Here is a 24,534-nt window from a genome sequence, read left to right as displayed (position 1 = left end):
CGTCACTTGCAGCATACCCCCTACGGGTATACGTTGACGGCGGAGGTGGACCTCATGACACGTCATCACACCGGCCGCGGCGTGGTCGCGACCGGGCCCGACCATTCGCACGCCATTCACGAAGCACACGGGCTGCACGCGACGTCGCCGGACTCCGCGCAACACGGCCAGCACGGAGGGCACGCCGGCCACGGCGGCGGGCACGACAAGCACGCCGGACACGATCCGGAGCAGTTCCGGCGGAAGTTCTGGCTGAGCCTGGCGCTGAGCGTGCCGATCGTGGCGACCAGCCACATGGTCATGGACTGGTTCGGCTACACCCTCGGCTTTCCCGGCATGACCTGGGTCGGACCCGTCCTCGGGTCCCTGGTGTTCGCCTACGGCGGCTGGCCGTTCCTGGTCGGCGGCGTTCGCGAGGTCCGCGACCGGGCGCCCGGCATGATGCTGCTGATCTCGATGGCCATCACCGTCGCCTACGCTGCCTCGCTGGCGACCAGCCTGGGCGCGTTCGGCCTGGACTTCTGGTGGGAGTTGGCGGCGCTGGTGACCATCATGCTGCTGGGCCACTGGCAGGAGATGAAGGCGATCGGCCAGGCCCAGGGAGCCCTGGCGGCCCTTGCCGCGCTGCTGCCCGACGACGCCGAACGCCTCGACGACACCGGCCGGCCGCACCGGGTCTCCGTGGGTGACCTGCAGGTCGGCGACCTGGTGCTGGTCCGTTCCGGTGGCCGGGTCCCCGCCGACGGCCGCGTTGTCGACGGCGCCGCAGAACTGGACGAGTCGATGATCACGGGGGAGTCCCGGCCGGTGCACCGTGGCGTCGGGGACCGGGTGGTCGCCGGCACCGTGGCCACCGACTCCGCCCTGCGGGTACGCGTCGACGCCGTCGGCGACGACACCGCCCTGGCCGGCATCGGTCGGCTCGTCGCCCAGGCCCAGGCGTCCGCCGGCCGCGCCCAGGGGCTCGCCGACCGGTTCGCCGCCTGGCTGTTCTACCTCGCCACCGCCGCCGCCCTGATCACCTTCGGGGCCTGGTGGGCGCTCGGCGACCTCGACGAAGCCGTGGTCCGCACCGTGACCGTCCTGGTCATCGCGTGCCCGCACGCCCTCGGGCTGGCCATCCCGCTGGTGATCGCGCTGTCGACGGCGGTGTCGGCCAGGGCCGGCATCCTGGTCAAGGACCGCCTCGCCCTCGAACGTATGCGGGGCGTGGACGCGGTGCTGTTCGACAAGACCGGCACCCTGACCAAGGGCGCCCACACCCTCGCCGGCGCCGCCGCCACCGCAGGGATGACCGAGGACGAGGTGCTGCGGCTCGCCGGCGCGGTCGAGGCGGACAGCGAGCACCCACTGGCCCTGGCCCTGGTGAAGGCGGCCCAGGACCGCGGTCTGACGGCCGTGGCTCGTGACTTCCGCTCGCTGACTGGACGGGGTGTGCGGGCCGTCGTCGAGGGCATGGCCTACGCGGTCGGCGGTCCCGCCCTGCTGCGGGAACTCGGCGCCACCGTGCCCGCCGACCTCGCGGCCGCCACCGGCCGGTGGTCGGCCCGGGGCGCTGCCGTCCTGCATCTCGTGCGGCTGCCGGCCGACGGCCGACCCGAACCGATCGGCGCGTTCGCGCTCGAGGACGAGGTACGGCCGGAAGCTCGGCAGGCCATCACCGAGCTGCGCGAACAGGGTGTGCGGAAGATCGTCATGATCACGGGAGACGCCCGGCCCGTCGCCGAGGCGGTCGCCGCCGACCTGGGTTTCCGGCCGGGGGTGGACGAGGTGTTCGCCGAGGTTCTGCCCGCGGACAAGGATCGCGCGGTGGCCGCGTTGCAGGCGCGGGGTCTGACGGTGGCCATGGTCGGCGACGGGGTGAACGACGCGCCCGCGCTGGCCCGCGCCGATGTCGGCATCGCGATCGGGGCGGGCACCGACGTGGCGATCGAGTCGGCCGGCGTGGTCCTGGCGTCCTCGGACCCGCGCGGGGTCACCGGAGTGATCCGGCTGTCCCGAGCGTCGTACCGCAAGATGGTGCAGAACCTGGCCTGGGCGGCCGGCTACAACGTCGTGGCCATCCCGGTCGCGGCCGGCGCCCTGGCCTGGGCGGGGATCGCCCTCAGCCCGGCCGTCGGCGCCGTGCTGATGTCCGCCTCCACCATCGTGGTGGCGCTCAACGCGCAACTGCTCCGTCGCGTACGTCTCACCCCTGGACGCGGCTGAGCGGCCGAGACCTGGCCCGGCCGGCCCGCAGCCGGCCGGGCCAACCGCACCCCGGCGCCCGCCGGGGGCTCAGTCGTGGGAGCGAGGTCTTGGCGTGAGGACGAGGGCCAGGACAGCAGCGGCGACGGCGAGGATGGCGCCCGTGGTGAAGCCCCGGGTGAAGCCGGTCGTGCTGGCTCCCGTGATGCTCGCCGCGGCGATGCTCGACACCAACGCGGCGCCGAGTGACGCACCGAACTCGTGGAAGGTGCTGACGATTCCGGAGGCGAGTCCGGACTCCTGGGCAGTGACCTGTCCCAACGCGGTGGCGGAGGCGACGACGAAGACGGCGCCGGTCCCTGCGGCGGCGACGCTGACCCCGGCCACCATGGCCACCGTCCCACCCGACAGGGCGGGGATCGCCATGCCTGCTGCCGCAACGAGAAGGCCCAGGACGCCGAGCGCGCGCGCCCCCGTACGGCCGATCACCCGGCCTGCGGCGTTCGCCCCGACCATGGTCGCGAGCGCCACGGGCAGGAAGAGCAGGCCGGCCTGCAGCGCGCTGTACCCCCGGTGGTCCTGTAGGTAGAACGTGCCGAGGAAGAAGATGCCGATCATGAGGGCGGTCGCGACGAGAATCAGCAGCGCCCCGGTCGCCACCGGTCGGCGAAGCAGAAGCCGCACGTCCATGAGCGGACTGGCGGCGAGACGCTGACGGACGACGAACCCGCCGTAGAGGAGCACAGCGGCCGCAACGAGCGCCAGCGTCGTCGCACTGCCCCAGCCGCGGTCTCCAGCCCCGATCAGCGCGTAGAGCAGGGAGCCGGTGGCCGCTGTCACCAGCGCCGCCCCAGGCACGTCGAGTCGGGCCCGTACGCCCGTGCGCGGCTGCGCAGGAAGGTGCGTTCGTAGCGTGAGCAGGAGCACGAGACCCACGGGCACGTTGACGTAGAACACCCAGGGCCAGCCCGGTCCGGCGGTCAACAGGCCACCGAGGAGAACTCCGAGTGCGGCGCCGCTGCCGCCGAGGGCCGACCAGATCCCGAGGGCCTTGTTGCGCTCGTCGCCGTCGAAGATGGTGACGACCAGTGACAGCGCGGCGGGGGACAGGATCGCGGCGGCGAGACCCTGCGCGACGCGACCGCCCAACAGCAGGGGCCCAGTGGTCGCGAGCCCTGCGGTCAGGGACGCGGCGGCGAACAGCAGCAGCCCGGTGAGCAGGAGGCGCCGGGCCCCGAACAGGTCGGCGGCGCGGCCTCCGAGTAGGAGGAGGCCTCCGAAGGTGAGGGTGTATCCGCTCACCACCCACGTGAGGGCTTCCCGCTGCAGTCCGAGGTCCGCACCTATGTGCGGCAGGGCGATCGCGACAACGGTGACGTCCAGGATCAGCATCAGCTGTGCGACACCGACGAGTCCCAGGATCTTCCAGCGCTGCGGGTGGGGTCTGCGGGGCGGGCTGGCTGCGGTCACGGACTCGACCACGACGATCAGCTCCTTCAGTAAGTCGAACAGGGGTGTTCAAGTTGTTCCGGCTACGATAACTCGTACATCGCTGTTTGACTTGAAGGGGTTGCATGCCTCGCCCAGCGGCCGGGTCGGCTCGCAGAGCCGACGCCCGGCAGAACGTGGACAAGATCCTTGCGGCAGCCGTGACCTGCCTGAGCCGCAACGCCGATGCCAGCGTGAGCGAAATCGCTCAGGCGGCCGGGGTGGGCCGGGTGACCCTGTACGGGCACTTCCCGTCGCGAGAGGCCTTGGTCGAGGCCGCGCTCATCCGGGTTCTGTCTGAAGGGGAGAAGGTCCTCGAAGGTCTGGATCTCACGGGCGACCCCCGGGCAGCGCTCACCGTCCTGATCACATCAAGCTGGCTGCTCATCGCGCAGGCCAGCGCTGTCCTCGAAGCAGCTCAGGCCGCGTTGCCGCCCGGACGGGTGCAGGAACTGCACGCCAAACCCGCACAGCGTGTCGACGACCTGATCCGACGTGGCCAGGCCGTCGGGGCCTTCCGCACCGATCTCCCCGCCGACTGGCTGGTCAGCGTCCTGCACCACGTCCTGCACGGCGCAGCCCTCGATGTGGCCGCCGGCCGGCTGGACCGGGCAGACGCTCCACACTTCATCTCCGCGACGATCCTGGCCGCCTACCTAGGTAGCCGCACATAGCAGCCGCCGAGGTTCTGTCCGACGGTCGACCAGTTCACCGGCCTGCCGGCAGCCCGGTGAACTGGGCTGGCAACAGGCGGGGCGTTATGCCACGGTGAGGCGGGTTAGCCTGCTGGAGTGGCCGGAGTCGAACTGGAAGAGTTGATCGTCGCAGACGCCGAGGCGCTGCGCGCGTGGTTGTTGAGTAACCACGCCACGTCGACAGGCGTTTGGCTCGCCCTGGCCAAGAAGGGTGGCACAGTCACCACGCTGACCTGGCAGCAGGCGGTTGACGAGGCCCTGTGTTTCGGGTGGATCGACGGGCAGGCCCGTAAGCGGGACCAGGAGACCTCGTGGATCCGGTTCACCCCGCGCAGGGCCCGGAGTTCCTGGTCACAGCGGAACGTCGCCCACGTGGCCCGACTGGAGGCGCAGGGGCGGATGCTGCCCGCGGGCCGCGCCGCGGTGGAAGCTGCGAAGGCGGATGGGCGCTGGGCGGCTGCCTATGCCCCGCCCTCGGAAGCCGAGGTGCCAGCCGACCTCATGGCGGCGATTGCCGCCGACCCCGCCGCCCAGGCCATGTTCGACGTACTCACCAAGACCAACCGCTTCGCTCTCATATATCGCGTCAATTCGGTCAAGCGGGCGCAGACGCGCGAGCGAAAGATCGGCGAGTTCGTCGCGATGCTGGCCCGTCACGAGACGATTCACCCGCAGAAGGCCAAGCCTCCAAACACGCCGCAATCCGCACCGTCATGATCAAGTGCCGCGGGGGCTGCGGGCAGGAAGCGACGGCTCCCGCGAGCCGTACCCCGGTCAGGAGAAGTCGCGGCGCGGGTCGAAGAGGCCGACAGGGTGCCCGGTCGAGCCGCCCGTCGCCAGGTCGGCGAGGATCTCGCCGACGACCGGGACGAACTTGAAGCCGTGGCCGGAGAAACCGCAGGCGACGGTGACCTGCGGGTGCTCCGGGTGCGTCGCGATGACGAAGTGCTGGTCCGGGGTGTTGGTGTACATGCACGTGGCGGCCCGGACGAACCGGCCCGCGAGCGTGGGCAGAATCGTCCCCAGGCGCTCGGCCATGTCCCGGACCTCCTCCGGGTGCACCCGCCGGTCGATGGTCGCCGGCGTGCAGACCTGGCCGTGGCGGAAGAAGGCCACCTTGGCGCCGCCCACCGGACCGTCGATGGCCGGGAAGCCGTAGACCTGGGTGCCGGCGGCGTCCTCGTGGATGTAGATCGGATGCCGCTGCGGCGCGAAGGGGCCCACTCCGGTCCCGGGCTGGAACCAGAACATCACCTGCCGCTCGACGGTGAACGGCACACCGAGGTCGGCGAGCAGGTCCGGTGCCCAGGCCCCGGGACAGACGACGAGGCGGGCCGCCCGGTAGGAGGCCTGCCCGGTGGTGACCTGGACGCCACCGTCGGGCAGCACCTGCCAATTGCGTACCGGCTCGCCGTAGTGCAGGTCGGCGCCGTGCCGGGCGGCGAGGTCGAGGTGCGCGGCGACGGTCGCCTCGGGGCGTACGAAACCGGCTCTGGCCTCGTAGAGCGCGACCTCGTCGTCCGCCGGCGTGAACGTCGGGAAGCGGCGGCGCAGCTCGCCCGCGTCGAGGATCTCGTGGGGCAGGTCCCATTCCCGGGCGGCGCGCAGGCTGCCGGCCACCGCCGCACTCTCCGGCCGGCCCACGAACACCCCGCCGGTGAGCGAGATGATCTCCCGCCCGGCGTCGCGTTCCAGCCGCTCCCACAGCTCGTACGCCCGCAGCAGCAACGGCACGTAGGCCGGATCCTCGAAGTAGGCCTGCCGGGTGATGCGCGAGCCGCCGTGGCTGGACCCCCGGTCATGGGCCGGCCCGAACCTCTCCAGACCGAGCACCCGCTGGCCGCGGGCCGCGAGATGGTAGGCGGCGCTGCTCCCCATCCCGCCGAGCCCGACCACGATGACGTCATGGACGGTCATGTCCGGGCACCTCCAGCCTGGGTCACTGTGTCGAGTGTCCCCCGAGGTAGGCGAGCACCGCGCGGCCGGGCCGTTCTTGCGGGCCGGCGCGGAAGGAGATCGCCGTTCGCCGGGTCCCGGTGGATCCGTTCGACGGCGGCCTGGCCGTCCGGGCCCGAGCCGGTCGACGAAGTGGTGAAGGCCCGAGCGGGTGGGCCGGCTGGGCCCGGGCGTGTTCTAAGCGGGCCTGTTCTGCCTATACCACTCTGTGGCCGCAGCGGCAGCCCTCGTACCGCTTCGGTGCCGGCCGGGACGGTCGGGTTCCACCTGGGCGACCGGCAGCCGGGGGTGGGTGGCCGCGGCGAACCTCGCGCCGGCTGGCGCTCAGGGCTGTCCCGTGCGCAGCGTGACGAAGAGCGCCTCGCCCTCGGCGCACACCGTGTCCCCGTCCCGGAGTTCGGCGCGCAGGAACCGCTTGCGGCCCTCGACCCGGTCGGTCCACGCGGTGAAGGTCAGCGGTCGGCCGACGCGGACGATCGAACGGTAGTTCGTCGTGAGGTACGCCGTGCGCGACGGTGGCATGCCCGCGGAGTTGGCCAGCCAACCGAACAGCTCGTCGAAGAGCAGCGGGATCGTGCCCCCGTGGGCGGCGCCGCGGCCGCCGAGGAAGAAGTTGCTGAAGGACGTCCGGCCAGCGATCCGCTGCGGGGGCGTCGCCTCGTCGACCACGTACCACGGTGTGGTCGCCTGACCCGCCGCAGCGAGCGCGGGGGACCGGCCGTAGCGGCGACGGCTCTCCGCCACCGCGTCCTGCCGCAGGGTCTCGGTCCAGCGGGTGAGGTCGTGGCGCAGGCGCTCGCTGGACCGCTCGTCCGGCGCCGCGCTCGCGAGCGCGTCCAGGAAGTCCCGGAGTTGGCTGACCACGGCGTCGTGGTGGGCCAGTGATGCCTCGGCGGGCACGGTCACGATGTCTCCTCGAAGTCTCTGCCGACAGACTATCAAGCGTTTGCTTGACGCGGCCGGCGCCGGCGACCTAGGGTCCAGCGATCGAGACGGACCAGCGCCGCAGGCGGTCATCCGGGCCGCCCGTGCCGGCCGGGAGACGAGGCAGCGATGATCGATCCAGGTCTGACCGGCGTCGGCGCGGTCGTCACGGGCGCGGGTGCGGGGATCGGACGGGCCGTAGCCGAGGACCTCGCCCGCCAGGGCGCCCGGCTGCTGCTGGTGGCGCGGCGTACCGGCCCGCTGGAGGAGACCGCCGAGCGCATCGTGGCGGCGGGCGGGCTGCGCCCGGTCGTGCTGGCCGGCGACCTCGCCGAACCCGGGGCGGCGCGCCGCATCGCCAACGCCGCCCGCTCCGAGCTGGGCGGTGTCGGGGTCCTGGTGAACAACGCCGGTCAGGCCGACCCGCCCGGCGGCGCGCTCGACGAGGCGGGCTGGCAGCGGTCCTTCGAGTTGAACTTCCACGTCAAGCGGCGCCTCGCCCAGGAGCTGCGGCCCGACCTCGAGGCCAGCCGCCGTGGGCGCGTGGTGAACCTCGTCGGCCTGCTCGAACCCACGGTCGTCTCCGCCGCGCAGGCCGCGATCGCCGCCTGCCGGCTGTGGTCCAAGGCGTTCTCGCGGGAGGTGGCGGCGGCCGGAGTGACCGTCAACTGCGTGGCACCGGGCCGCATCGACAGCGAGCAGGTGCGCCGTCACTTCCCCACGCCGGACTCCCGCGCGCGGTACGCCGCCGCCCACGTCCCGGCAGGGCGGTTCGGTGCGCCGGCCGAGGCGGCGGCCCTGGTCACCTTCCTCTGCTCGGCGCGGGCCGCCTACCTCACCGGCCAGACCGTCGCGGTCGACGGCGGGTTGCAGCGCCACGCCTGATCGCACACCGCAGGGAGCGCGTCGTCACGCCGGCTCAGCCGCGGGCGTACCGCTCGAACCGGTCCGGGACCTGCTCGGCGGCGACGGTCTTCACACCGGCGACCCGGACGCGTCGCGCGCGGATGCGCCAGCGGTCTCCCTCGTCCACGAGACAGTCCTCGTAGTTGCCCCACACGTGCAGCTGGAGGTCCGAGTCGGTGTTCTGGTGGAACGCGTACACGTAGGTGATGGTCTGTGCGCGACCCTCGCCGAGTTCGAGGTAGCTGATGGTGGAGCAGTGGTGGTTGGTCGCGGTGTAGCGGCCGGTGGCCGCCCGGAACAGCCCGGCGAGCGCGGCGCGGCCGCGGGTGACGTTGCCGTGCCCGTAGTCGAAGGTGGCATCCTCGGTGAACAGGTCCAGCAGCAGGTCGATGTCGACGCGGTCCACCCCGCGGCTGTAGGCGTGCAGCGTGTCGGCGATCCGCGCGCGGTCGCGAAGCTCGGCGAGTACGGCGTCGGTCAAGGGTCCTCCTCGGGGCGTTGCTCAGGGCTGGGGTGACGCGGGCCGCTCGGCGAAGCCGGCGAGGATCTCCCGGACCCGGTCGGGGTCGCCGCTCGGCCAGCCGAAGTACGACGAGACGCGGTCGAGGCGCCCGGCGTACCGCTCGCGGCACAGCCGGGGCATTTCCTCCGGCCTGCCGACGAGGGCGATGTGCGCGAGCAGCGTGTCGTCGACCAGGTCGCCCATCTCGGTCCAGCGCCCCTCGCGCGACATCTTCTGCAGTTCGCCCTGGAGCTCGCCGTACCCGACGCTGTCGAGCACCGCCCGGTAGGCGGGAGTGGAGGCGTAGAACGCGATCTGCTCGCGGGTCTTGCGGGTGCTCTCGGCGACCTCCTCCTCGGTGTCGCCCATGACCATGAACAGCGGCGCGTACAGCTCCACGTCCGAGCGGGACCGGCCGGCGGTCGCCAGCCCCTGGTGCAGGGCGGGCAGGGTCACCCCGTCGAGGTAGGCGACGGTGGTCATGCCGTGCAGGAGCAGACCGTCGCACAGTTCGCCACCGAGCTCGGTCATCCTCGCCCCGACCGCGGCGATCATCTTCGGGATGCGGTACTCGTGGTGGTGCGGCGTGAAGACGGGCGTCATCAGCGTGTGCTGGTAGTGCGGTCCCTGGTAGTCGAGCCGGGAACCGTTCCGCCAGGCGGCCAGGATCGCGTCGAGCGCCTGCAGGAAGTCGCGCATGCGGGCCACCGGGGCGCTCCACGGCATCGAGAACCGCCGCTCGATGTGCGGCTGCACCTGGCTGCCGAGCCCGAGGATGAACCGGCCCCGCGACATGGCGGCCAGATCCCAGGCGAGGTACGCGGTGGACATCGGGTTGCGGGCGAAGGCGACCGCGATCGCGGTCCCGACGCTCACCTCACGGGTCGACAGCAGCGCCGCCTGGGCCTGCAGGAAGGCGTCGGTGACGCTCTCGCTGGCCCACACCCCGTCGAAGCCCTGGGCCTCCGCCTCGGCGGCCACCGGTGCGCAGGCGGCGGCCGAGGACCCGATCAGCCCCATGTCGATCTTCATCGCGCGTCCTTCGGTAGGTGGAGAACCCGTTCGCCGACGGTGTTCTTGAGGATCTCGTCGGTGCCGCCGCCGACCCGCAGGCCGGGAAGGCCCAGGGTCAGCTCGGACCAGGCGTAGGTGCCCCACTCGCCGGGGTCGGCGACGTGCGCGGCGCCGAGCAGGTCGGCGGCCACGTCGCTCATCGTGCGCAGCAGGTCGGTGGCGAGCAGCTTGCTCAGCGCCAGCTCCGGGCCCGGCGGGCCGCCGCCCTGCAGGAACCGCGCCGTCGTCAGCCGCGCCGCCCAGGCGCGTACGACGACCTGCGCGACGGCGTCCCGGGTCCGCTCGTCGCTCGGGTCGCCGACGTGGCGGGCGAGGTCGGTCAGCCGATCCACCAGGGCCTCGTCCACGCCGACCTCGGTGCCGATCGCGGACCGCTCGTTGAGCAGCGAGGTCACCACGACCGACCAGCCCTCGTCGACACCGCCGATCCGCCGCTCATCGGGGACGAAGACGTCGGTCAGGAACACCTCGTCGAAGGAGGCGCCGCCGGTGAGCTGGCGGATGGGCCGGATCTCGACGCCGGGCGCGTCGAGGTCGATCAGGAAGGTGGTCAGGCCCGCGTGCTTGGGCTTGTCGGGGGAGGTGCGGGCGATGCACAGCCCGACGTCGCTGTAGTGCGCCCCGGAGCTCCAGACCTTCTGCCCGGTGATGCGCCAACCGTCGCCGTCGCGCACCGCCCGGGTGGACAGGCCGGCCAGGTCGGAGCCGGCGCCCGGCTCGGAGTAGAGCTGGCAGGCGACCACCTCGGCCGACCGTAGCCGGGTGAGCCACGTCCGCTGGTGTTCGGGGGTGCCGTGGGCGAGCAGCGTGGGGGTGAGGGTGGAGACGCTGAACCGGACGTAGGCGTCGTCGGGGAGGTCGAACTCCGACTCGATCTCCCGCAGCGCCGCGGCGTACCCGGTCGGCAGTCCACGCCCGCCGAACTCGGGGGGTCCGTCGACCCAGCCCAGGCCGTGCGCGACGAGGTGGGCCCGGTAGCGGCGCAGTGCCGCCAACTCCTCCGCCTCGCCCTCGGCGCGCTCGGCGACGACCGAGACCCGGTCCTCGCCGACTCCCCACTGCGCGCCGTGGCCGCTGCGGCGGCGCGCGAACGCGCTCAGCACGTCGACGACCTCGGCGCGGAACTGTGCGATGTCGGGAGTAGCTCCCTGCTCGGCCATGACCCTCCTCAGGCGTGCCACTGCCGGAGCGCGGCGGTCTTGTCGGTGCGTGCCCTGTCGGCGGCTCGCGGGCAGTTGCAGCGCTGGCTGGGCCGTCCTACAGTAGCAAAGCAAGTGCTTGATTTAAACAGCTCGCGGCTGCCGCGGGGACAACGGAGGGAGTCGCGTGGTCGGCATCGAGTCCTACGCCGTCTACATCCCGGTCGGCCGCCTGCCGCGCGCCGCGATCGCCGCCACGTTGGGCGCCGGTCGCGGCCGTGGTTCCCGGCCCGTCGCCTCGTACGACGAGGACAGCACCACGCTCGCCGTCGCGGCCGCCCGACGCGCCCTGCGGCGGCGTCAGGTCTCCGGATCCCTGTGGTTCGCCACCTCGCGACCGGCGTACCAGGAGAAGTCGAACGCCGTCACGGTCGCCGTGGCGGCCGGACTGGACGAGCAGAGCCCGGCGTACGACGTCGGGGCCGCGCTGCGCGGCGGCGCCGGCGCCCTGCGCGCCGGGCTCGCCGAGGGCAACGCGCTGGTGGTCGCCGCGGACCTGCGGTACGCCCTGCCCGGCTCGGCCGACGAGGCCGAGGGCGCCGACGCGGCGGCCGCGTTCGTCATCGGTCCCGAACCGGTCGCCGAGCTGGTCGGCACGGCGTCGGTGACGCGCGAGTTCCTGGACCGGTGGCGTGAGCCCGGTGCGGTACGCACCCGGACCTGGGAGGAGCGGTTCGGCGTCGAGGAGTACGTCCCGCTCGCGCGGCGCGCGGTCGACGACGTCCTGCGCCGCTGCGACGTCAAGCGCGAGGAACTGGCCCGCGTCGTCGTCAGCACCCCGCACGCGCGCGCCCGCGCCACGGTGGTCCGCGCGTTCCCCGCCGAGGTGACCGATCGGGGCGCGGTGGGCGAGCTGGGGTACGCCGGCGCCGCGGACCTCGGCCTGGGGCTGGTCGCGGCCTTCGAGCAGGCGCGTCCCGGTGACCTCGTCCTGGCCGTCGGCGTCGCCGACGGCGCCGACGCCTTCCTGTTCCGCATGACCGAGCGGCACCGGCCCGGGGAAAGCGGCCTGGACGCCCTCGCCGGCGCGACCGCGGAGGTGCCCTACGCCGACTTCCTGACCTGGCGGGGCCTGCTGCCGCGGGAGCCCGCCCGCCGTCCGGACGTCAAGCCGCCCGTGCCGCCGGCGTCCCGGCGCACCGCGGGATGGAAGTTCGGCTTCGTCGCGGGCAGGTGCCGCGAGTGCGGGTACCGCAACCTCCCGCCGCGTCGGGTCTGCCTGCGCTGCCGGGCCCGGGACGCGTTCGATCCCGAGCCGATGGTCGACGTCCCGGCGCGGGTGGCCACCTTCACCGACGACTGGCTCTCGGAGTCGGTGCAGCTACCGGCCAAGGTCGTCGCGGTGGACTTCGAAGGCGGCGGCCGCTTCGAGTTCGAGATGGCCGACGCGGTCGGATTCACGCCGAGCATCGGCGACCGGGTGGTGCCCACGTTCCGGGTCGCCAGCGTCGCGGCCAACGGCGTACGCAACTACATCTGGAAGGTGCGACCGCACCGGGAGGAGGACCACTGATGGGCGTGCACGCGCTGAGGAACCCGGTCGCCATCGTCGGCATGGCCTGTACGACCTTCGGCGAACACTGGGACCGCTCGGTGGACGACCTTCTGGTCGAGGCGACCCACGGCGCCGTCGACAGCGTGCCCGGTCTGGAGCTGGAGCAGGTCGACGCGTTCTGGCTCGGATCGATGATCTCCGGCGTCTCCGGGCTGACCCTGACGCGACCGCTCGGCCTGGCCCACAAGCCGGTCACCCGGGTGGAGAACATGTGCGCCACCGGCTCGGAGGCCTTCCGCAACGCCTGCTACGCCGTCTCCTCCGGGGCCTACGACGTGGTGATGGCCGTGGGCGGGGAGAAGCTCAAGGACGCCGGCTACTCCGGCCTGGAGATGCCGAGCGTGCCCAACGACGGTACGCCGCCGGTGCTCAGCGCGCCGGCCATGTACTCGATGATCGTGCCGGCCTACGCGCGCCGGTACGGCGTGAGTACGGCGCAGATCAAGGAGGCGATGACCCACATCGCCTGGAAGAACCACGCCAACGGCGCGATGAACCCCCGCGCGCAGTTCCGCAAGGCCCTGCCCAAGGAGACGATCGCCGCGGCCCCCGCGCTGGCCGGCAACCTCAGCGTCTTCGACTGCTCGGGGGTCGCCGACGGCGGCGCGGCCGCGGTGATCGTGCGCGCCGAGGACGCCCTGAGGTACACCGACCGTCCGTTGTACGTACACGCGCTGGCGCTGGACGCGGGCGCCGGCGCCGGCCGTAACGACAGCGACTACGACTACTCCGACCTGGCGGAGTCGCGCGCCTCGGCGCGCGCGGCGTACGCGCAGGCCGGCATCACCGACCCGGCCAAGGAGATATCCCTGGCCGAGGTGCACGACTGCTTCACCCCGACCGAGCTGGTGCTGATGGAGGAGCTCGGCTTCTCCGCTCCCGGAACGGCCTGGCGCGACGTGCTCGAGGGGCGGTACGACCGTGGCGGGGCGCTGCCGGTCAACGTCGACGGCGGACTGAAGAGCTTCGGCCACCCGATCGGTGCCAGCGGCCTGCGGATGCTGTTCGAGATGTGGCTGCAGTTCCGCGGGGAGGCCGGTGACCGCCAGGTGCCCACTCCCGGCTTCGGACTGGTGCAGAACCAGGGCGGCAGCCCCGGCGACCTGGTGTCCGCCGTCACGATCGTCTCGTCGCGCCGGCCGGCGGCATGAGTACGGGCGGGTCGGGGCGGCGGCCACGCCGGCTCACGGTCACTCCAGCAAGCGCTTGAGATGTGGAATCATGTCGGACCATGTCAGGAAGTGGGAAGCAAGTGAGCACCAGGCGGCGGCGTTCGACCGGTTCGCCGACGGGGGTGGCCCGCAAGGAGCTGATCGTCCGCGCCGCGGCGAAAGTCTTCGCGGAGAAGGGATTCGCCAACGCCACCGTCCGCGACATCGCGGACGAAGCCGACATGCTCTCCGGCAGCCTCTACTACTACTTCGACTCCAAAGAGGCGATGGTCGAGGAGGTCCTCGCGGCCTACCTCGACCTCACGGTGACGGGTTACCAGCGCGCCGCCGAGGAGCTGGCGGACCCGGTCGCGGCGCTGCACCAGCTGATCTCGCTGGCGCTGCACGGCCTGGTGCAGTACCGGGCGGAGGTCACGATCCTGCAGAACGACTGGCACAGTGTCCGTCCGATCGAGAGCGTCGCCCGGCGCCAGCGCGAGGTCGAGAAGATCTGGCTGGACACCATCGAGCGCGGGGTGGCGGCCGGCGTCTTCCGCTCCGATCTGGACGTCCGCATGGTGTACCGGACGCTCATGGGTGCCATCCAGGCCGTGATCCGTTGGTTCGACCCGCGCGGCAAGGTAAGCGTGGACGACGTCATCGAGGTGCAGAGCTCGATCCTGCTCGACGGCATCCGCAGCAGCCGCTGAGGATCCTCGGACCGGTCGCCCGCCGCCCTCTGCTTAGCAAGCACTTGCTCTATTCGAGGAGGCAGGGTGTCTGATCGGTTCGTCCTGAGCGCCGAGTTCGATCCGGTGATCGCCCGGTATCTGCGGCAGCAGGCGTCGGTGGAGCGCAACCGCGCCCAGGGCGCCGACCTGCCCGAGCTGTGGCCCGGCCTGGCCCACGAGGTCGGCGTCGCCGGCCTGCTGGTGCCGGAGCACCTGAGCGGGCAGGGCGCCGGCCTGATGGAACTCGGCAGCGCGCTGCGCGAAGCCGGCCGTCAGGGCTGGTCCGGGCCGCTGGCGGCCACCGCCGGGGTGGCCGTCCACCTGCTGGCCGCCGTCGACCCCGACGACGACGGCGGCCTGCGCTCCGCGATCGCGCAGGGACGCGTCGTCGTGCCCGCCCTCACCGAGGACCGGCGCGGGGAGAGCCTGCAGACCACGGTGCGGTACGACGACGAGGCAGTCCGGGGGCGCCGCACCTTCGTCGACAGCGGCACCCACGCCACCGACTTCCTCCTGCCGGTCCGCACCGGCGACGGGACGGCGCTGGTCGTGGTGGAGCGCGCGAGCGCAGGGATGGCGGTGCGGCCACAGCAGGCCGTGGATCCGGGGCGGGGCCTGGCGACGATCGAGCTGGCCGGCGTCCCCGCGCGGGTGCTCGCGCGCGGTCCCCAGGTCGACGACGCCGTCGCGGAGGCCTGGAGCCTCGGCGCCCTGCTGGTCGCCGCCGACGCGGTCGGCGCCGCGGAGCGCGCCTTCGAACTGGCCCGGGCGTACGCCGACACCCGCCGGCAATTCGGCCGCCCGATCGGGAGCTTCCAGGTCGTCAAGCACAAGCTCGTCGACATGTACGTCGAGCTGGAACTCTCCCGCAGCGCCCTGCGGGAGGCGCTGCGACTGGCCGACGCCCGGCTCCCCGGTTGGCCGGAGGCCGCCGCCGCGGCGAAGTCCGTGGTGGGCGACGGCTCGACGCACGTCCTTCGCGAGGCGATCCAGGTGCACGGCGGCATCGGGTTCACCTGGGAACACGAGCTGACCCACCACTTCCGGCGGGTGATGGCCTGCCGTGCCCTCTACGGCACGCCGGTCTCGCACCGGCGCCGCGTCGCCACCGCGAGGGGGCTCGCATGAGTGACCTCCCGGCGCGCGTGGCGCTGCGCGACGGGCTGCAGAAGCGCCTGCTCGAGGCCGCCGAGCTCGCCCAGCGGATCGTCGGCCACGAGCTGCCGTCCCGGCTGCTGAAGGCCGGTCCGCGTACCCGCCTCGCGGTTTGAGCCACGGCGCCGGGCCGGCGCCGATCCAGGACAACCCACCACTCGCGGCCGTGCCGCACGTTCAAGGAGGTCAGTCATGCCTGTGGATCCCTCACGCGTCGGGACGACGGTCGGGCCCCGGACCGTCGACTGGACCGAGCGCGACTGCCTGCTCTACGCCCTCGCCGTCGGCGCCGGCCAGCGGGACCCGCTCGCCGAGCTCGCGTTCACCACGGAGAACTCCGAGCAGGTGACCCAGCAGGTCGTCCCGAGCTTCGCCGTGGTGCTCGGGTTCGGGGAGGGCATCCCGGAGGTCGGTGAGTACGACCCGACCCGCGCGGTGCACGCGGAGCAGGAACTGCTCCTGACCGGCCCGCTCCCGGTGCGGGGGCGCGCCCGGGCGACCACCACGGTCACCGACATCTGGGACAAGGGCCGGGACGCGATCGTGTGGACCGAGACCACGCTGGTCGAGGCCGAGACCGACCTTCTGCTGGCGCGGTGCCGTACCGGTGCGTTCCTCGGCGGGGCCGGTGGCTTCGGCGGCGAACGCGGCAGCAGCCCGTCGTGGGAGCTGCCCGACCGGGCGCCCGACCTGGAGGTGACGGTGTCGACCCGACCCGAGCAGGCGCTGCTCTACCGGTTGACCGGTGACCGCAACCCGCTGCACTCCGACCCGGCGTTCGCGGCGCGTGGCGGCTTCGCCCGGCCGATCCTGCACGGCCTCTGCACCTACGGCTACACGACCCGGATCCTCGTCAACGAACTCGCCGACGGCGACGCGGGTCGGCTGGCGTCCGTGCGGGGCCGGTTCACCCGTCCGGTCTTTCCCGGCGACGACCTGGTGATCCGTGCCTGGCGGACGGGGGACGACGCGGAAGTGCTCTTCCGGACCACGAACTCCGCCGGCGAGCCGGTGCTCGACCGCGGCGTCGTCGGCCTGCGGCCCGGCGCCCCCGGCGGCGGCCGGTAGCGCCCCTGCGCGCGGGCCGCGGGGCCCCTCCGCGGAGCGTCCCGGCGAACGCCGCCGCGGATGCCAAGAAGAGACCTGAACTGCCGTTGACGTGCCAGGTGACCCACGTCATACTCACTAATCAATCGCTTGCTTTACATCCGAGGTGAGGTTCCCATGCAGGTGACGTCTCGACGCTCCCACGCTGCTGGCCTGGCCGCCGCGACGGCCCCGCTGCCGTCGTCAAGAACACGCAGCGCGGGCGCGGACGCGTCCTGAGCCGAGCCAGCCGGATCCCAGTGAACGAGCCCCGACCAGCGAGCGGAGGAACCGTGACCAGCACCGACGAAGCCGCGTTGTCGCCGCGGGAGACCACGATGCTGCGCACCCTGCTCGCCGAGCACGAGATCACGGCGGTGATCTACCGGCTGGCCCGGGCATCGGACCGCGGCGACGTCGAGCTGGCGGCCAGCTGCTACCACGCCGGGGCGACCGAGGACCACGGCGGATTCGTCGGCCCGGCCGAGGAGTTCCGCACCCGCCAGGGTCAGATCCAGTTCGCCGAGACCCCGGCCATCCCGCTGATGTGGCACTCGGTCACCAACATCCGCGTCGAGCTGGACGGTGACCGGGCCTTCGTCGAATCGCTGGTGCTGGTGTGGCAGCGGCTGGTCAAGGACGGGGTCGAGTTCGACATCCCCGTCGCCGGCCGGTACCTCGACACCTTCGCCCGGCTCCACGGCGAGTGGCGGATCGCCGCCCGGACCCTCGTCTTCGACGCGTCGCGGGTCGAGCTGCCCACCCCCAGCTACTGGGACGTGTTCGACAAGCCACGCGAGACGCTCCGGCTGGGATCACGCAGCGATCGCGACATCTCGTACGACCTTTTGCGCACGTTCCGTGCCGGTGGTGCCGGTGAACAGTGATGCGCGACCCGGTTCGGCGGCTCGTCCACCGCGATTCCCGGGCGCAACACCCCACCCCAGACGCCGGTCCGACATGCCACACCACCCACTGCGTCAAGAAGGGACAGCCATGTTCACCAATCGTCGAGGGGGGATGCCGCGTCGCATCCTCGTCGCCGGCGTCGCGTTGCTCACCGCACTCACGACAGCAGCCTGCAGCAGCGCCGAGGGCTCTGGCGACGATTCCACCTACCTGATCGGCTTCCCCGCGCTGGCCTCGGGCCCGGCCGCCTTCGCCGGCGTGCCGATCGTCGACGGCGCGAAGCTCGCGGTCAAGGAGATCAACGAGTCCGGGTTCCTGGGCGAGGGCGTCAAGATCGAGCTCAAGTCCGGAGACATCAAGAGCGACCCGGCCCAGGCCATCGCGCAGTACCGGCAGTACGTCGCCGACGGCGCCAGCGCCGTGCTGTGCTGCGGCCTCTCCTCGGAGGCCGGCGCCCTGGCTCCGGTGATCAAGCAGTCCAAGGTGCCGGGCATCGTGACCTCGGCAATCCTGCCGGGCCTCGCCGAGCCGCCGTACGTCTTCCGTCCGGTGATCATCCCGTCCGAGCCCGGCGGGCTGTACGACCAGTTCATCGACGACGTCGTTCCGGCCGCCGGCGTCAAGAGCGCGGTCCTCCTGGTCACCGCGGACAACGACGGAATGGTCGCGGACGCCAAGATCTGGGAGGCGGCACTGCAGCGCAACGGCGTCACCGTGGCGAAGCGGATCAACACCCAGTCCGCCGACACCAACTACACCCAGGCCGCCACCGAGATCCAGTCGCTGAACCCGGACGTGGTGGTCAGCTCCATGCTGGGCACACCGTCGGCGCTGGTGGCACGGGCGCTGCGGGAGCGCGGCTACGAGAAGCCGATCCTGGCCAACTACGGCGTCGACAGCATCAAGCTGTTCGAGACCTCGGGCGGCGGGCTGCGGAACACCGTCTTCTTCGCGCCGTTCCACGCCGAGCAGACCGACAACCCGGCCGCCCGCAAGTTCGTCGAGCGCTACCAGAAGGAGTACGGGGCGCTCCCCGACATGTACGGCGCGCAGGGCTACACCGCGATGTGGCTGGTCGCCGAGGCCCTCAAGGCGGCCGGTGACGGCGCCCCGGAGGCGGTGTCCAAGGCGCTTGCCGGGATCACGCAGCTCGACACCGTCTACGGCCCGGTGAGCTATGCGGGCGGTCAGGCGCGGATGACGTCGAAGGCGACCTACCTGCAGTGGACCAAGGACGGGAAGATCGCCGGCTGGAAGGGCTGACGGCAGATCACGCGGCGGTGGGGTCCGACCGCGCCGGCCGGACCCACCCCCACCACGACGCACCCCCAGATCGCGGATGTCCGCCCCGCGGTCGGCCGACGAAGGAGACCAGATGGACATCGGCATAGCCTGCGCTTTCGAGTCGAGACAGGCCGGCTCGTTGCGGGAGGCGATCCGGGCGGCGGCGGTCGCCGCCGAGGACGAGGGCTTCGCCTCCTGGTGGGGCCTGGGTGACCGGGAGGTCGCGCGGACCTCCTCGCACGACGCGACGCTGGGCCTGTACTGCGTCGCTCGGGCCACGCGACGGATCCGACTCGGCCTGGCCGGAGACGTGCTCGCCGTGCGGGCCGCGGCCGTGCGCGCCAAGCAACTGGCCACCCTCGACTGGTTCGCCGGCGGCCGGCTGGAACTCGGCATCGACCTCGATGACCCCGGCGCCGACCTGCTCGAACCCGGCGCCGACGTGGCCGACCCGGTCGGACGGTCGCTGGACCGGCTGACCGCGATGGAGGCGCTGTGGACCCAGCGCCGAGCGGAGGTCAGCTCACCGACCGTCAGCTTCGCGGGCGCCATCGCCAACCCGAAGCCGGTGGGCGACCGCAGGCTCACGGTGCACCTGCGCAACCCGGGCACCCCGGCCCTGCGTCGGGTCCTCGAAACCCGCGGCCGCATCGAGGCGTGGACGGCGTGGCGGCTGGACCCGGCGGCGCTCGACGCGGCGTTGTCCGCGCTGCGCGACGCGCTGGGGGCGGATCCCGGAACGGTCCGGCGCACCTGGTTCGTCGATGCCCACCTGATGCCGACGAGCCGTGCGGTGGCGGCGGACGCCGGCATCGACGAGCTGGTGGCCGTGTTCGATCGGGTTCCCGAGCCCGCCGAGTTGCGGGAGGTGGCCGCATGAGCGACAGCAGCACCCGTGGCGGCGTCATCGGAGCGCGGGGGCGGGTCGAGATCGGGTTGGTCGACCTCTTCGACGGCAGCCCCGAGCGTGACCTCGACTTCATGGCGGAGTTCGCCCGCGCGACGGAGAACGCCGGCTTCGACGGCATCTGGATGCCGGAGCACATCCTCTTCTTCGAGCGGTACGACTCCGTCTACCCGTACCCCGAGGCGCCGCTGGCGGCCAACCCGGACGTCAAGGAGCGGCACAACAAGGTCGTCGAGGGAAAGGCGCAGGTGGAGTCGGCGCCCGACCAGGGCTTGCTGGATCTCTTCCAGACCGCGGTCGAGGTGTGCGCGGCCACCACGAGGTTGCGCTTCGGAAGCTCGGTGCTGCTTCTTCCGCTGCGCAACCCGCGCATCCTCGCCCGCGAAGCGCTCACCGTCGCCGAGCTGACCGGCGGCCGGTTCGACCTCGGCGTCGGGGTGGGCTGGTCGGCCGAGGAGTTCGCGGCCTGCGAGTCCGACTTCAGGACTCGCGGGAGGCGCTGCGAACAGCTGGTGCATGCCGTGACCGGTGCCTGGCGCGGCGGCCTCGACGAGGGGCGCGCACTGCCCGTCGGCTGCCGGGCGCCCAGGGTCCTCGTCGGTGGGCATTCCCCGGCGGCGATCCGTCGAGCGGGCACGGCGGCGGACGGCTGGTACCCCTGGAACCTGACGCCCGCCGAGCTGGCCGACGGGCTGCGGACGCTCGAGGAGCACGTCGAGGCGTCCGGTCGCAGCCGTGACGACCTGCACGTGATCGCCGGTTTCCGTGGTGTCGGCGAGCTGTCCGACCTGCCCGAGATCGTCCGCCGCTACGCCGAACTCGGCGTCGACGGCATCAACATCTCGCTGCGGATGACGGCGGACAACTACGACGAGGTGATGGCAGAGGTGGCGCAAACGCTCGGCCTTGACGGGGGAGAGGCGCGATGACGGTGAAGACGGTGGTCGAGCAGGCCGGTGCGGTCGACGAGTTCCGGGCCGAGGTCCGGCAGTGGCTCGCCGAGAACGTACCCGCGGAGCCGCTGCGGCCGTGGACGACCCGCGTGGGCTTCGACCAGCACCGGCAGTGGGAGCGCACCCTGTTCGAGGGCGGCTACGCCGCCGTCGACTGGCCGGTCGAGTACGGCGGGCGCGGCGCCGGCCTGCGGCACACCATCGCGTTCGCGGAGGAGTACTACCGGGCGAGGGCCCCGGAGCGGGTCAACATGGGCGGCCTCTACCTGCTGGGGCCGGTGCTGATGCAGTACGGAACCGCGGAGCAGCGGCGTCGTTGGATCCCCGACCTGCTCTCCTGCCGGACCATCTGGTGCCAGGGCTTCTCCGAGCCGGGCTCCGGCTCGGACCTGGCCTCGCTGCGCACCCGAGCGGTCCGCGACGGCGACCACTTCTTGGTCAACGGCCAGAAGATCTGGACCTCCATGGGCGGCTCCGCAGACTGGATCTTCGCGCTCGTGCGGACCGACCCGGAGGCCGCCAAGCGGCGCAAGCACGCCGGCATCACCTTCCTCTGCATCGACCTGCGCACGCCCGGCGTGGAGGTGCGTCCGCTGACCATGGTCGACGGGACGAAGGGCTTCGCCGAGGTGTTCTTCACCGACGTGCGGGTGCCGGTCGAGAACGTCGTCGGCGACCTCGACCAGGGCTGGAAGGTGGCGATGTCCACCCTCGGGTTCGAACGCGGAGCGGTCTTCGGCGACCACGCGAAGTTCTCCAACGACATCGCGGCCCTGGCCGGCCTGGTCCGTCACCGGGGGCTGGCGCAGGACTCGCTGGCGCTCGACGAACTCGGCCGGGTGCTGGTGGAGACCGAGGTCTACCGGGCCAACGTCTACCGGCTCGCCGCGCTCGCCGAGAGCGGCGGCGACCTCGACCGGACGGCCAGCATCAACAAGCTGTACTGGACGGAGATGCAGCACGACATCTTCGCGACCGGGCTGCGCCTGATGGCCGAGGACGGTGCGATCGTCGCCGACCCGTCGGCCGTCGCCGGCGTCGACCCGGTGACCGCCGACGCCTGGCGGGACTGGCACCACCGGTACTGGTACGCCCGGGCCGCCATGATCTTCGGCGGCACCTCGGAGATTCAGCGCAACATCATCAGCGAGCGTGTGCTCGGACTGCCCCTGGAGCCCCGACCGTCATGACCGATACGTTGGACCTGGACCGTCGTCAGCTCGACGAGGTCACCACCGCGCTCCTGGAACGCCACTGCGGCCTCGACCACCTGCGCGGACGCCTCGATGCCGGCGCCGCCCACGACGCGCCGCTCTGGGCCCGTCTGGCCGAGACCGGACTCGTCTCGGCGCTGGTTCCCGGCGAGTTCGGTGGGGCGGACCTGACCCCCCGGCACCTGCCGGGCGTCCTGCACGCGACCGGGTACCACGCGCTGCCCGAGCCCTATCTCGAAACCTCGGTGCTCGCGGCCACCGTCCTGACCGCCTTCGCCGACGTCCCGGGCGTGGCCCGGCGGCTCGCCTCGCTCGCCGAGGGCTCGCTGCTGGTCGCCGTGCGGATCAGCGACCTGGACCCGTACGTGGCCTTCGCCGCCGAGGCGGACGTGCTCCTCGACGTCGCCGGGGACGGCACCGTCACCCTGCACCGGAGCGAGGAGGTCGAGGTCGAGTCCCTCGAGGCCGTCGACCCGCTCCGTCCGGTGGCCCGGGTGCGAACCCGTGGCCCGGGCACCGTCCTGGGCGTCGCGCCGGAGCTCGCGGCGCGGGTGCGCACGCTGGCCGTTGCCGGAGCGGCCTGCCAGCTGGCGGGAGCCGCCCGACGGCTGCTGGACCTGACCGTCGAGTACGTCAGCGTGCGCCAGCAGTTCGGTCGACCGGTCGGCTCGTTCCAGGCGGTGAAGCACAAGATCGCCGACGTCGCCGTCGGCGTCGACATGGCCGAGGCCGCCGCGCTGAGCGCGTTGGACGCCATCGACAACCCCGATGCGGCGCACCGCGCGGCCGCGGCCAAGGCTTACGCTGGTCAGGCCGCTGATCGCGCCAACGTCGAGGCGCTCCAGCTGCACGGGGGGATCGGTTTCACCTGGGAGTACCACCTGCACTTCTGGCTCAAGCGGGTGATGAGCCTCACGGCGGCGTACGGGACGACCACGGCGCACCGCCGGAGCCTCGCCACCGACCTGCTGGCCCGAGTCCCGGACGGAGGGCCTGAACGATGACGGAGCAGCTCGGCTTCTGGAGGCTGGCCGCGGCCCGCCCCGAGGAGTGCGCGGTCGTCGAGGCCGACGGCCGTCGGATCAGTCGCGGGGCCCTGCTCGGCCGGGCGAACGCGATCGCCCGGCTCCTGCGCGGGCAGGGACTGCAACGCGGCGACCGGGTCGTCGGCGTGGTGGCGAACGAGGGCGCCGCGCTGGCCGTGGTGCTCGCCTGCCAGCAGGTCGGCGCCTACTACGTCCCCATCAACACCGCCCTCACCACGAGCGAGGTCGCCTACGTCCTGGGCGACGCGGCCCCGGTCGTCGGCATCACGTCGGTCAGGTCCGCCGAGATGCTCACCGCCGCGGCGGACCAGGTGGGACTGCCGGCGGAGCGTCGATTCGCGTTGGGGGAGGCGCCCGGCCTGCGCAACCTCCTGGCCGAGAGCGCCGACCACCCGGACGGCCCGCTCCAGGACCGCAGTCCCGGGTCCTACCTCGGGTACACCTCGGGGACCACCGGCCGTCCCAAGGGGGTCCTACGCAAGCTCCCGGAGGGCAACCCCGACGACGTCTTCGCCGCGGGCGCGCAGTGGCAGCTGGGGATGTTCGAGGTCGAGCCGCTCGGCGGGGGTGTCCATCTGGTGACCTCGCCGCTGAGTCACACCGCCGTGAGCGGTCTGGCGGTCACCTCGCTGCACTTCGGTCACATGATCGTGTTGATGGAGCGCTTCGACGCCGAGACGGCCCTGCGGCTGATCGAGGCCGAGCGGGTCACCACCTCGCACCTGGTGCCGACGCAGCTGCATCGATTGCTGCGCCTTCCCCGGGAGGTCCGCGAGAAGTACGACGTCAGCAGCATGCGCAACCTCATCCACGGCGCGGGCCCCTGCAGCGAGGACGTCAAGCGGGCAGTCATCGACTGGTTCGGTGAGGTGGTGTGGGAGTACTACGGCGCCACCGAGGCGGCCGGCACCGTCATCTCGGCGCGTGAGTGGCTGGAGCGGCCCGGCAGCGTGGGTCGCCCACAGCCGGGGGCGCAGGTCAAGATCGTCGGCGCGAACGGCGAGGACGTCCCGACCGGTGAGTCCGGGGCGGTCTACCTGCGGATGGGGGCGCACGCCTTCGAGTACCGCGGCGACGAGGAGAAGACCCTCGCCGGCCGGCTCGGTGACTTCGTCACGGTCGGCGACCTCGGCTGGCTCGACGAGGACGGTTACCTGTACCTCCTCGGCCGGTCGGCGGAGATGATCGTCTCGGGCGGGGTGAACGTCTACCCGGCCGAGGTGGAGGCCGCGATCCTGACCCACCCCGACGTCGAGGACGTCGGCGTGATCGGCGTGCCCGACCCGGAGTGGGGGGAGCGCGTCGCGGCGGTCGTCCAGGCCCGAGCCGACTCGGGCCTGGCCTGCGACGTGCGTGGCCCGACGGCGACCCTGCAGGCATACCTCGCCGACCGGCTGGCCCGCTACAAGGTGCCACGCCTGGTCACGGTCGTGCCGGAGCTGCCCCGGTCGGCGAACGGGAAGCTGCGCAAGCACCTGCTGCCCGCACTCACCCGACGCTGACCCCCACCGGCCGGCCGGCGCCGGCCGGCCCGCCCGGACGCCCGACGCCCCGCGGCCCGGACGCCTGCCGGCACGGCGGTACCGCACGCCCGTCGGCCGGTTCTCGCCAC

The 24,534-nt window shown here is 72.5% G+C and carries 23 protein-coding genes; 17 read left to right on the top strand and 6 right to left on the bottom strand.

What is annotated here, in order from left to right:
* The first annotated feature begins 54 nt into the window (after positions 1-54).
* Positions 55-2,208: a heavy metal translocating P-type ATPase gene (locus tag AB0H57_RS08585; RefSeq protein ID WP_357504087.1), complete on the top strand. Its 2,154-nt coding sequence runs from the start codon at positions 55-57 to the stop codon at positions 2,206-2,208.
* A 69-nt stretch (positions 2,209-2,277) separates the two neighbouring features.
* Here AB0H57_RS08585 and AB0H57_RS08580 read toward each other — a convergent pair whose 3' ends face one another.
* Entirely contained in the window at positions 2,278-3,669 is a 1,392-nt protein-coding gene (locus tag AB0H57_RS08580; RefSeq protein WP_357504086.1) for an MFS transporter, read from the bottom strand.
* A gap of 143 nt (positions 3,670-3,812) precedes the next feature.
* On the opposite strand from AB0H57_RS08580, the gene AB0H57_RS08575 reads away from it, so the two are divergent.
* Positions 3,813-4,349 (top strand): helix-turn-helix domain-containing protein, encoded by a 537-nt coding sequence (locus AB0H57_RS08575; RefSeq protein WP_357504084.1) that lies wholly within the window; start codon positions 3,813-3,815, stop codon positions 4,347-4,349.
* 117 nt (positions 4,350-4,466) lie between these two features.
* A complete protein-coding gene (locus tag AB0H57_RS08570; protein ID WP_357504082.1) occupies positions 4,467-5,087 on the top strand; it encodes a YdeI/OmpD-associated family protein in 621 nt (206 codons plus the stop codon).
* 57 nt (positions 5,088-5,144) lie between these two features.
* Here the strand turns inward: AB0H57_RS08570 and solA are convergent, their stop codons facing one another.
* Both solA and AB0H57_RS08560 read right to left on the bottom strand, forming a co-directional pair.
* Positions 5,145-6,287 (bottom strand): N-methyl-L-tryptophan oxidase, encoded by a 1,143-nt coding sequence (gene solA / locus AB0H57_RS08565; protein WP_357504080.1) that lies wholly within the window; start codon positions 6,285-6,287, stop codon positions 5,145-5,147.
* 363 nt (positions 6,288-6,650) lie between these two features.
* Complete coding sequence (locus tag AB0H57_RS08560; protein ID WP_357504078.1) at positions 6,651-7,232, bottom strand: PaaI family thioesterase; 582 nt, start codon at positions 7,230-7,232, stop codon at positions 6,651-6,653.
* 147 nt (positions 7,233-7,379) lie between these two features.
* Between AB0H57_RS08560 and AB0H57_RS08555 the strand changes: the two genes are divergently transcribed.
* The gene (locus tag AB0H57_RS08555; protein WP_357504076.1) at positions 7,380-8,135 is read left to right on the top strand and encodes an SDR family oxidoreductase; all 756 of its coding nucleotides are present in this window, start codon (positions 7,380-7,382) and stop codon (positions 8,133-8,135) included.
* Positions 8,136-8,169: 34 nt separating this feature from the next.
* Here the strand turns inward: AB0H57_RS08555 and AB0H57_RS08550 are convergent, their stop codons facing one another.
* From AB0H57_RS08550 to AB0H57_RS08540, 3 genes are read right to left on the bottom strand one after another with little or no spacing between them, the layout of a single operon-like run.
* On the bottom strand, positions 8,170-8,637 hold the full coding sequence (locus AB0H57_RS08550; RefSeq protein ID WP_357504074.1) for a nuclear transport factor 2 family protein: 468 nt from the start codon (positions 8,635-8,637) through the stop codon (positions 8,170-8,172).
* A gap of 21 nt (positions 8,638-8,658) precedes the next feature.
* On the bottom strand, positions 8,659-9,690 hold the full coding sequence (locus AB0H57_RS08545) for a TIGR03617 family F420-dependent LLM class oxidoreductase (protein ID WP_357504072.1): 1,032 nt from the start codon (positions 9,688-9,690) through the stop codon (positions 8,659-8,661).
* Complete coding sequence (locus AB0H57_RS08540; RefSeq protein ID WP_357504070.1) at positions 9,687-10,892, bottom strand: acyl-CoA dehydrogenase family protein; 1,206 nt, start codon at positions 10,890-10,892, stop codon at positions 9,687-9,689. The genes AB0H57_RS08545 and AB0H57_RS08540 overlap by 4 nt, the downstream gene beginning before the upstream one ends.
* Before the next feature lie 166 nt (positions 10,893-11,058).
* Between AB0H57_RS08540 and AB0H57_RS08535 the strand changes: the two genes are divergently transcribed.
* From AB0H57_RS08535 to AB0H57_RS08475, 13 genes are all read left to right on the top strand, one after another.
* Positions 11,059-12,444 carry a hypothetical protein gene (locus AB0H57_RS08535; RefSeq protein ID WP_357504069.1) on the top strand — a complete coding sequence of 462 codons (1,386 nt, stop codon included), beginning with the start codon at positions 11,059-11,061 and terminating at the stop codon, positions 12,442-12,444.
* Complete coding sequence (locus tag AB0H57_RS08530) at positions 12,444-13,637, top strand: acetyl-CoA acetyltransferase (protein ID WP_357504067.1); 1,194 nt, start codon at positions 12,444-12,446, stop codon at positions 13,635-13,637. The genes AB0H57_RS08535 and AB0H57_RS08530 overlap by 1 nt, the downstream gene beginning before the upstream one ends.
* Positions 13,638-13,738: 101 nt before the next feature.
* Positions 13,739-14,347 (top strand): TetR/AcrR family transcriptional regulator, encoded by a 609-nt coding sequence (locus AB0H57_RS08525; protein WP_357504065.1) that lies wholly within the window; start codon positions 13,739-13,741, stop codon positions 14,345-14,347.
* A gap of 66 nt (positions 14,348-14,413) precedes the next feature.
* The gene (locus tag AB0H57_RS08520; protein ID WP_357504063.1) at positions 14,414-15,496 is read left to right on the top strand and encodes an acyl-CoA dehydrogenase; all 1,083 of its coding nucleotides are present in this window, start codon (positions 14,414-14,416) and stop codon (positions 15,494-15,496) included.
* Entirely contained in the window at positions 15,493-15,639 is a 147-nt protein-coding gene (locus tag AB0H57_RS08515; RefSeq protein ID WP_357504061.1) for a hypothetical protein, read from the top strand. The genes AB0H57_RS08520 and AB0H57_RS08515 overlap by 4 nt, the downstream gene beginning before the upstream one ends.
* 76 nt (positions 15,640-15,715) lie before the next feature.
* Entirely contained in the window at positions 15,716-16,591 is an 876-nt protein-coding gene (locus tag AB0H57_RS08510; RefSeq protein ID WP_357504059.1) for a MaoC/PaaZ C-terminal domain-containing protein, read from the top strand.
* Positions 16,592-16,902: 311 nt separating this feature from the next.
* Positions 16,903-17,496: a nuclear transport factor 2 family protein gene (locus AB0H57_RS08505; protein WP_357504057.1), complete on the top strand. Its 594-nt coding sequence runs from the start codon at positions 16,903-16,905 to the stop codon at positions 17,494-17,496.
* Between the two features lie 133 nt (positions 17,497-17,629).
* Entirely contained in the window at positions 17,630-18,781 is a 1,152-nt protein-coding gene (locus AB0H57_RS08500) for an ABC transporter substrate-binding protein (RefSeq protein WP_357504055.1), read from the top strand.
* Between the two features lie 112 nt (positions 18,782-18,893).
* Complete coding sequence (locus AB0H57_RS08495; protein WP_357504053.1) at positions 18,894-19,682, top strand: LLM class flavin-dependent oxidoreductase; 789 nt, start codon at positions 18,894-18,896, stop codon at positions 19,680-19,682.
* Positions 19,679-20,638, top strand: coding sequence for an LLM class flavin-dependent oxidoreductase (locus AB0H57_RS08490; RefSeq protein ID WP_357504052.1), 960 nt, complete (start codon positions 19,679-19,681; stop codon positions 20,636-20,638). Before AB0H57_RS08495 ends, AB0H57_RS08490 begins: the two co-directional genes overlap by 4 nt.
* Complete coding sequence (locus AB0H57_RS08485; protein WP_357504050.1) at positions 20,635-21,852, top strand: acyl-CoA dehydrogenase family protein; 1,218 nt, start codon at positions 20,635-20,637, stop codon at positions 21,850-21,852. The genes AB0H57_RS08490 and AB0H57_RS08485 overlap by 4 nt, the downstream gene beginning before the upstream one ends.
* Positions 21,849-22,880, top strand: coding sequence for an acyl-CoA dehydrogenase (locus AB0H57_RS08480; RefSeq protein ID WP_357504048.1), 1,032 nt, complete (start codon positions 21,849-21,851; stop codon positions 22,878-22,880). The genes AB0H57_RS08485 and AB0H57_RS08480 overlap by 4 nt, the downstream gene beginning before the upstream one ends.
* The gene (locus AB0H57_RS08475) at positions 22,877-24,424 is read left to right on the top strand and encodes an AMP-binding protein (RefSeq protein ID WP_357504046.1); all 1,548 of its coding nucleotides are present in this window, start codon (positions 22,877-22,879) and stop codon (positions 24,422-24,424) included. The genes AB0H57_RS08480 and AB0H57_RS08475 overlap by 4 nt, the downstream gene beginning before the upstream one ends.
* The last annotated feature ends 110 nt before the right edge of the window (positions 24,425-24,534 follow it).

Origin of the sequence: Micromonospora sp. NPDC050686 (genome assembly GCF_040654475.1) — a bacterium.
Classification (GTDB): Bacteria; Actinomycetota; Actinomycetes; order Mycobacteriales; family Micromonosporaceae; genus Micromonospora.
Note: the sequence above shows the minus strand (reverse complement) of the source record. Positions and strands in the feature narration are given on the sequence as shown.

What these genes read in the sequence shown, in the direction of transcription:
- AB0H57_RS08480 (WP_357504048.1), top strand. Translation starts at nt 21,849, where the DNA reads ATGACCGATACGTTGGACCTGGACCGTCGTCAGCTCGACGAGGTCACC.
- AB0H57_RS08485 (WP_357504050.1), top strand. Translation starts at nt 20,635, where the DNA reads ATGACGGTGAAGACGGTGGTCGAGCAGGCCGGTGCGGTCGACGAGTTC.
- AB0H57_RS08585 (WP_357504087.1), top strand. Translation starts at nt 55, where the DNA reads ATGACACGTCATCACACCGGCCGCGGCGTGGTCGCGACCGGGCCCGAC.
- AB0H57_RS08545 (WP_357504072.1), bottom strand. Translation starts at nt 9,690, where the DNA reads ATGAAGATCGACATGGGGCTGATCGGGTCCTCGGCCGCCGCCTGCGCA.
- AB0H57_RS08495 (WP_357504053.1), top strand. Translation starts at nt 18,894, where the DNA reads ATGGACATCGGCATAGCCTGCGCTTTCGAGTCGAGACAGGCCGGCTCG.
- AB0H57_RS08475 (WP_357504046.1), top strand. Translation starts at nt 22,877, where the DNA reads ATGACGGAGCAGCTCGGCTTCTGGAGGCTGGCCGCGGCCCGCCCCGAG.
- AB0H57_RS08515 (WP_357504061.1), top strand. Translation starts at nt 15,493, where the DNA reads ATGAGTGACCTCCCGGCGCGCGTGGCGCTGCGCGACGGGCTGCAGAAG.
- AB0H57_RS08555 (WP_357504076.1), top strand. Translation starts at nt 7,380, where the DNA reads ATGATCGATCCAGGTCTGACCGGCGTCGGCGCGGTCGTCACGGGCGCG.
- AB0H57_RS08530 (WP_357504067.1), top strand. Translation starts at nt 12,444, where the DNA reads ATGGGCGTGCACGCGCTGAGGAACCCGGTCGCCATCGTCGGCATGGCC.
- AB0H57_RS08500 (WP_357504055.1), top strand. Translation starts at nt 17,630, where the DNA reads ATGCCGCGTCGCATCCTCGTCGCCGGCGTCGCGTTGCTCACCGCACTC.
- AB0H57_RS08510 (WP_357504059.1), top strand. Translation starts at nt 15,716, where the DNA reads ATGCCTGTGGATCCCTCACGCGTCGGGACGACGGTCGGGCCCCGGACC.
- AB0H57_RS08540 (WP_357504070.1), bottom strand. Translation starts at nt 10,892, where the DNA reads ATGGCCGAGCAGGGAGCTACTCCCGACATCGCACAGTTCCGCGCCGAG.
- AB0H57_RS08490 (WP_357504052.1), top strand. Translation starts at nt 19,679, where the DNA reads ATGAGCGACAGCAGCACCCGTGGCGGCGTCATCGGAGCGCGGGGGCGG.
- solA (WP_357504080.1), bottom strand. Translation starts at nt 6,287, where the DNA reads ATGACCGTCCATGACGTCATCGTGGTCGGGCTCGGCGGGATGGGGAGC.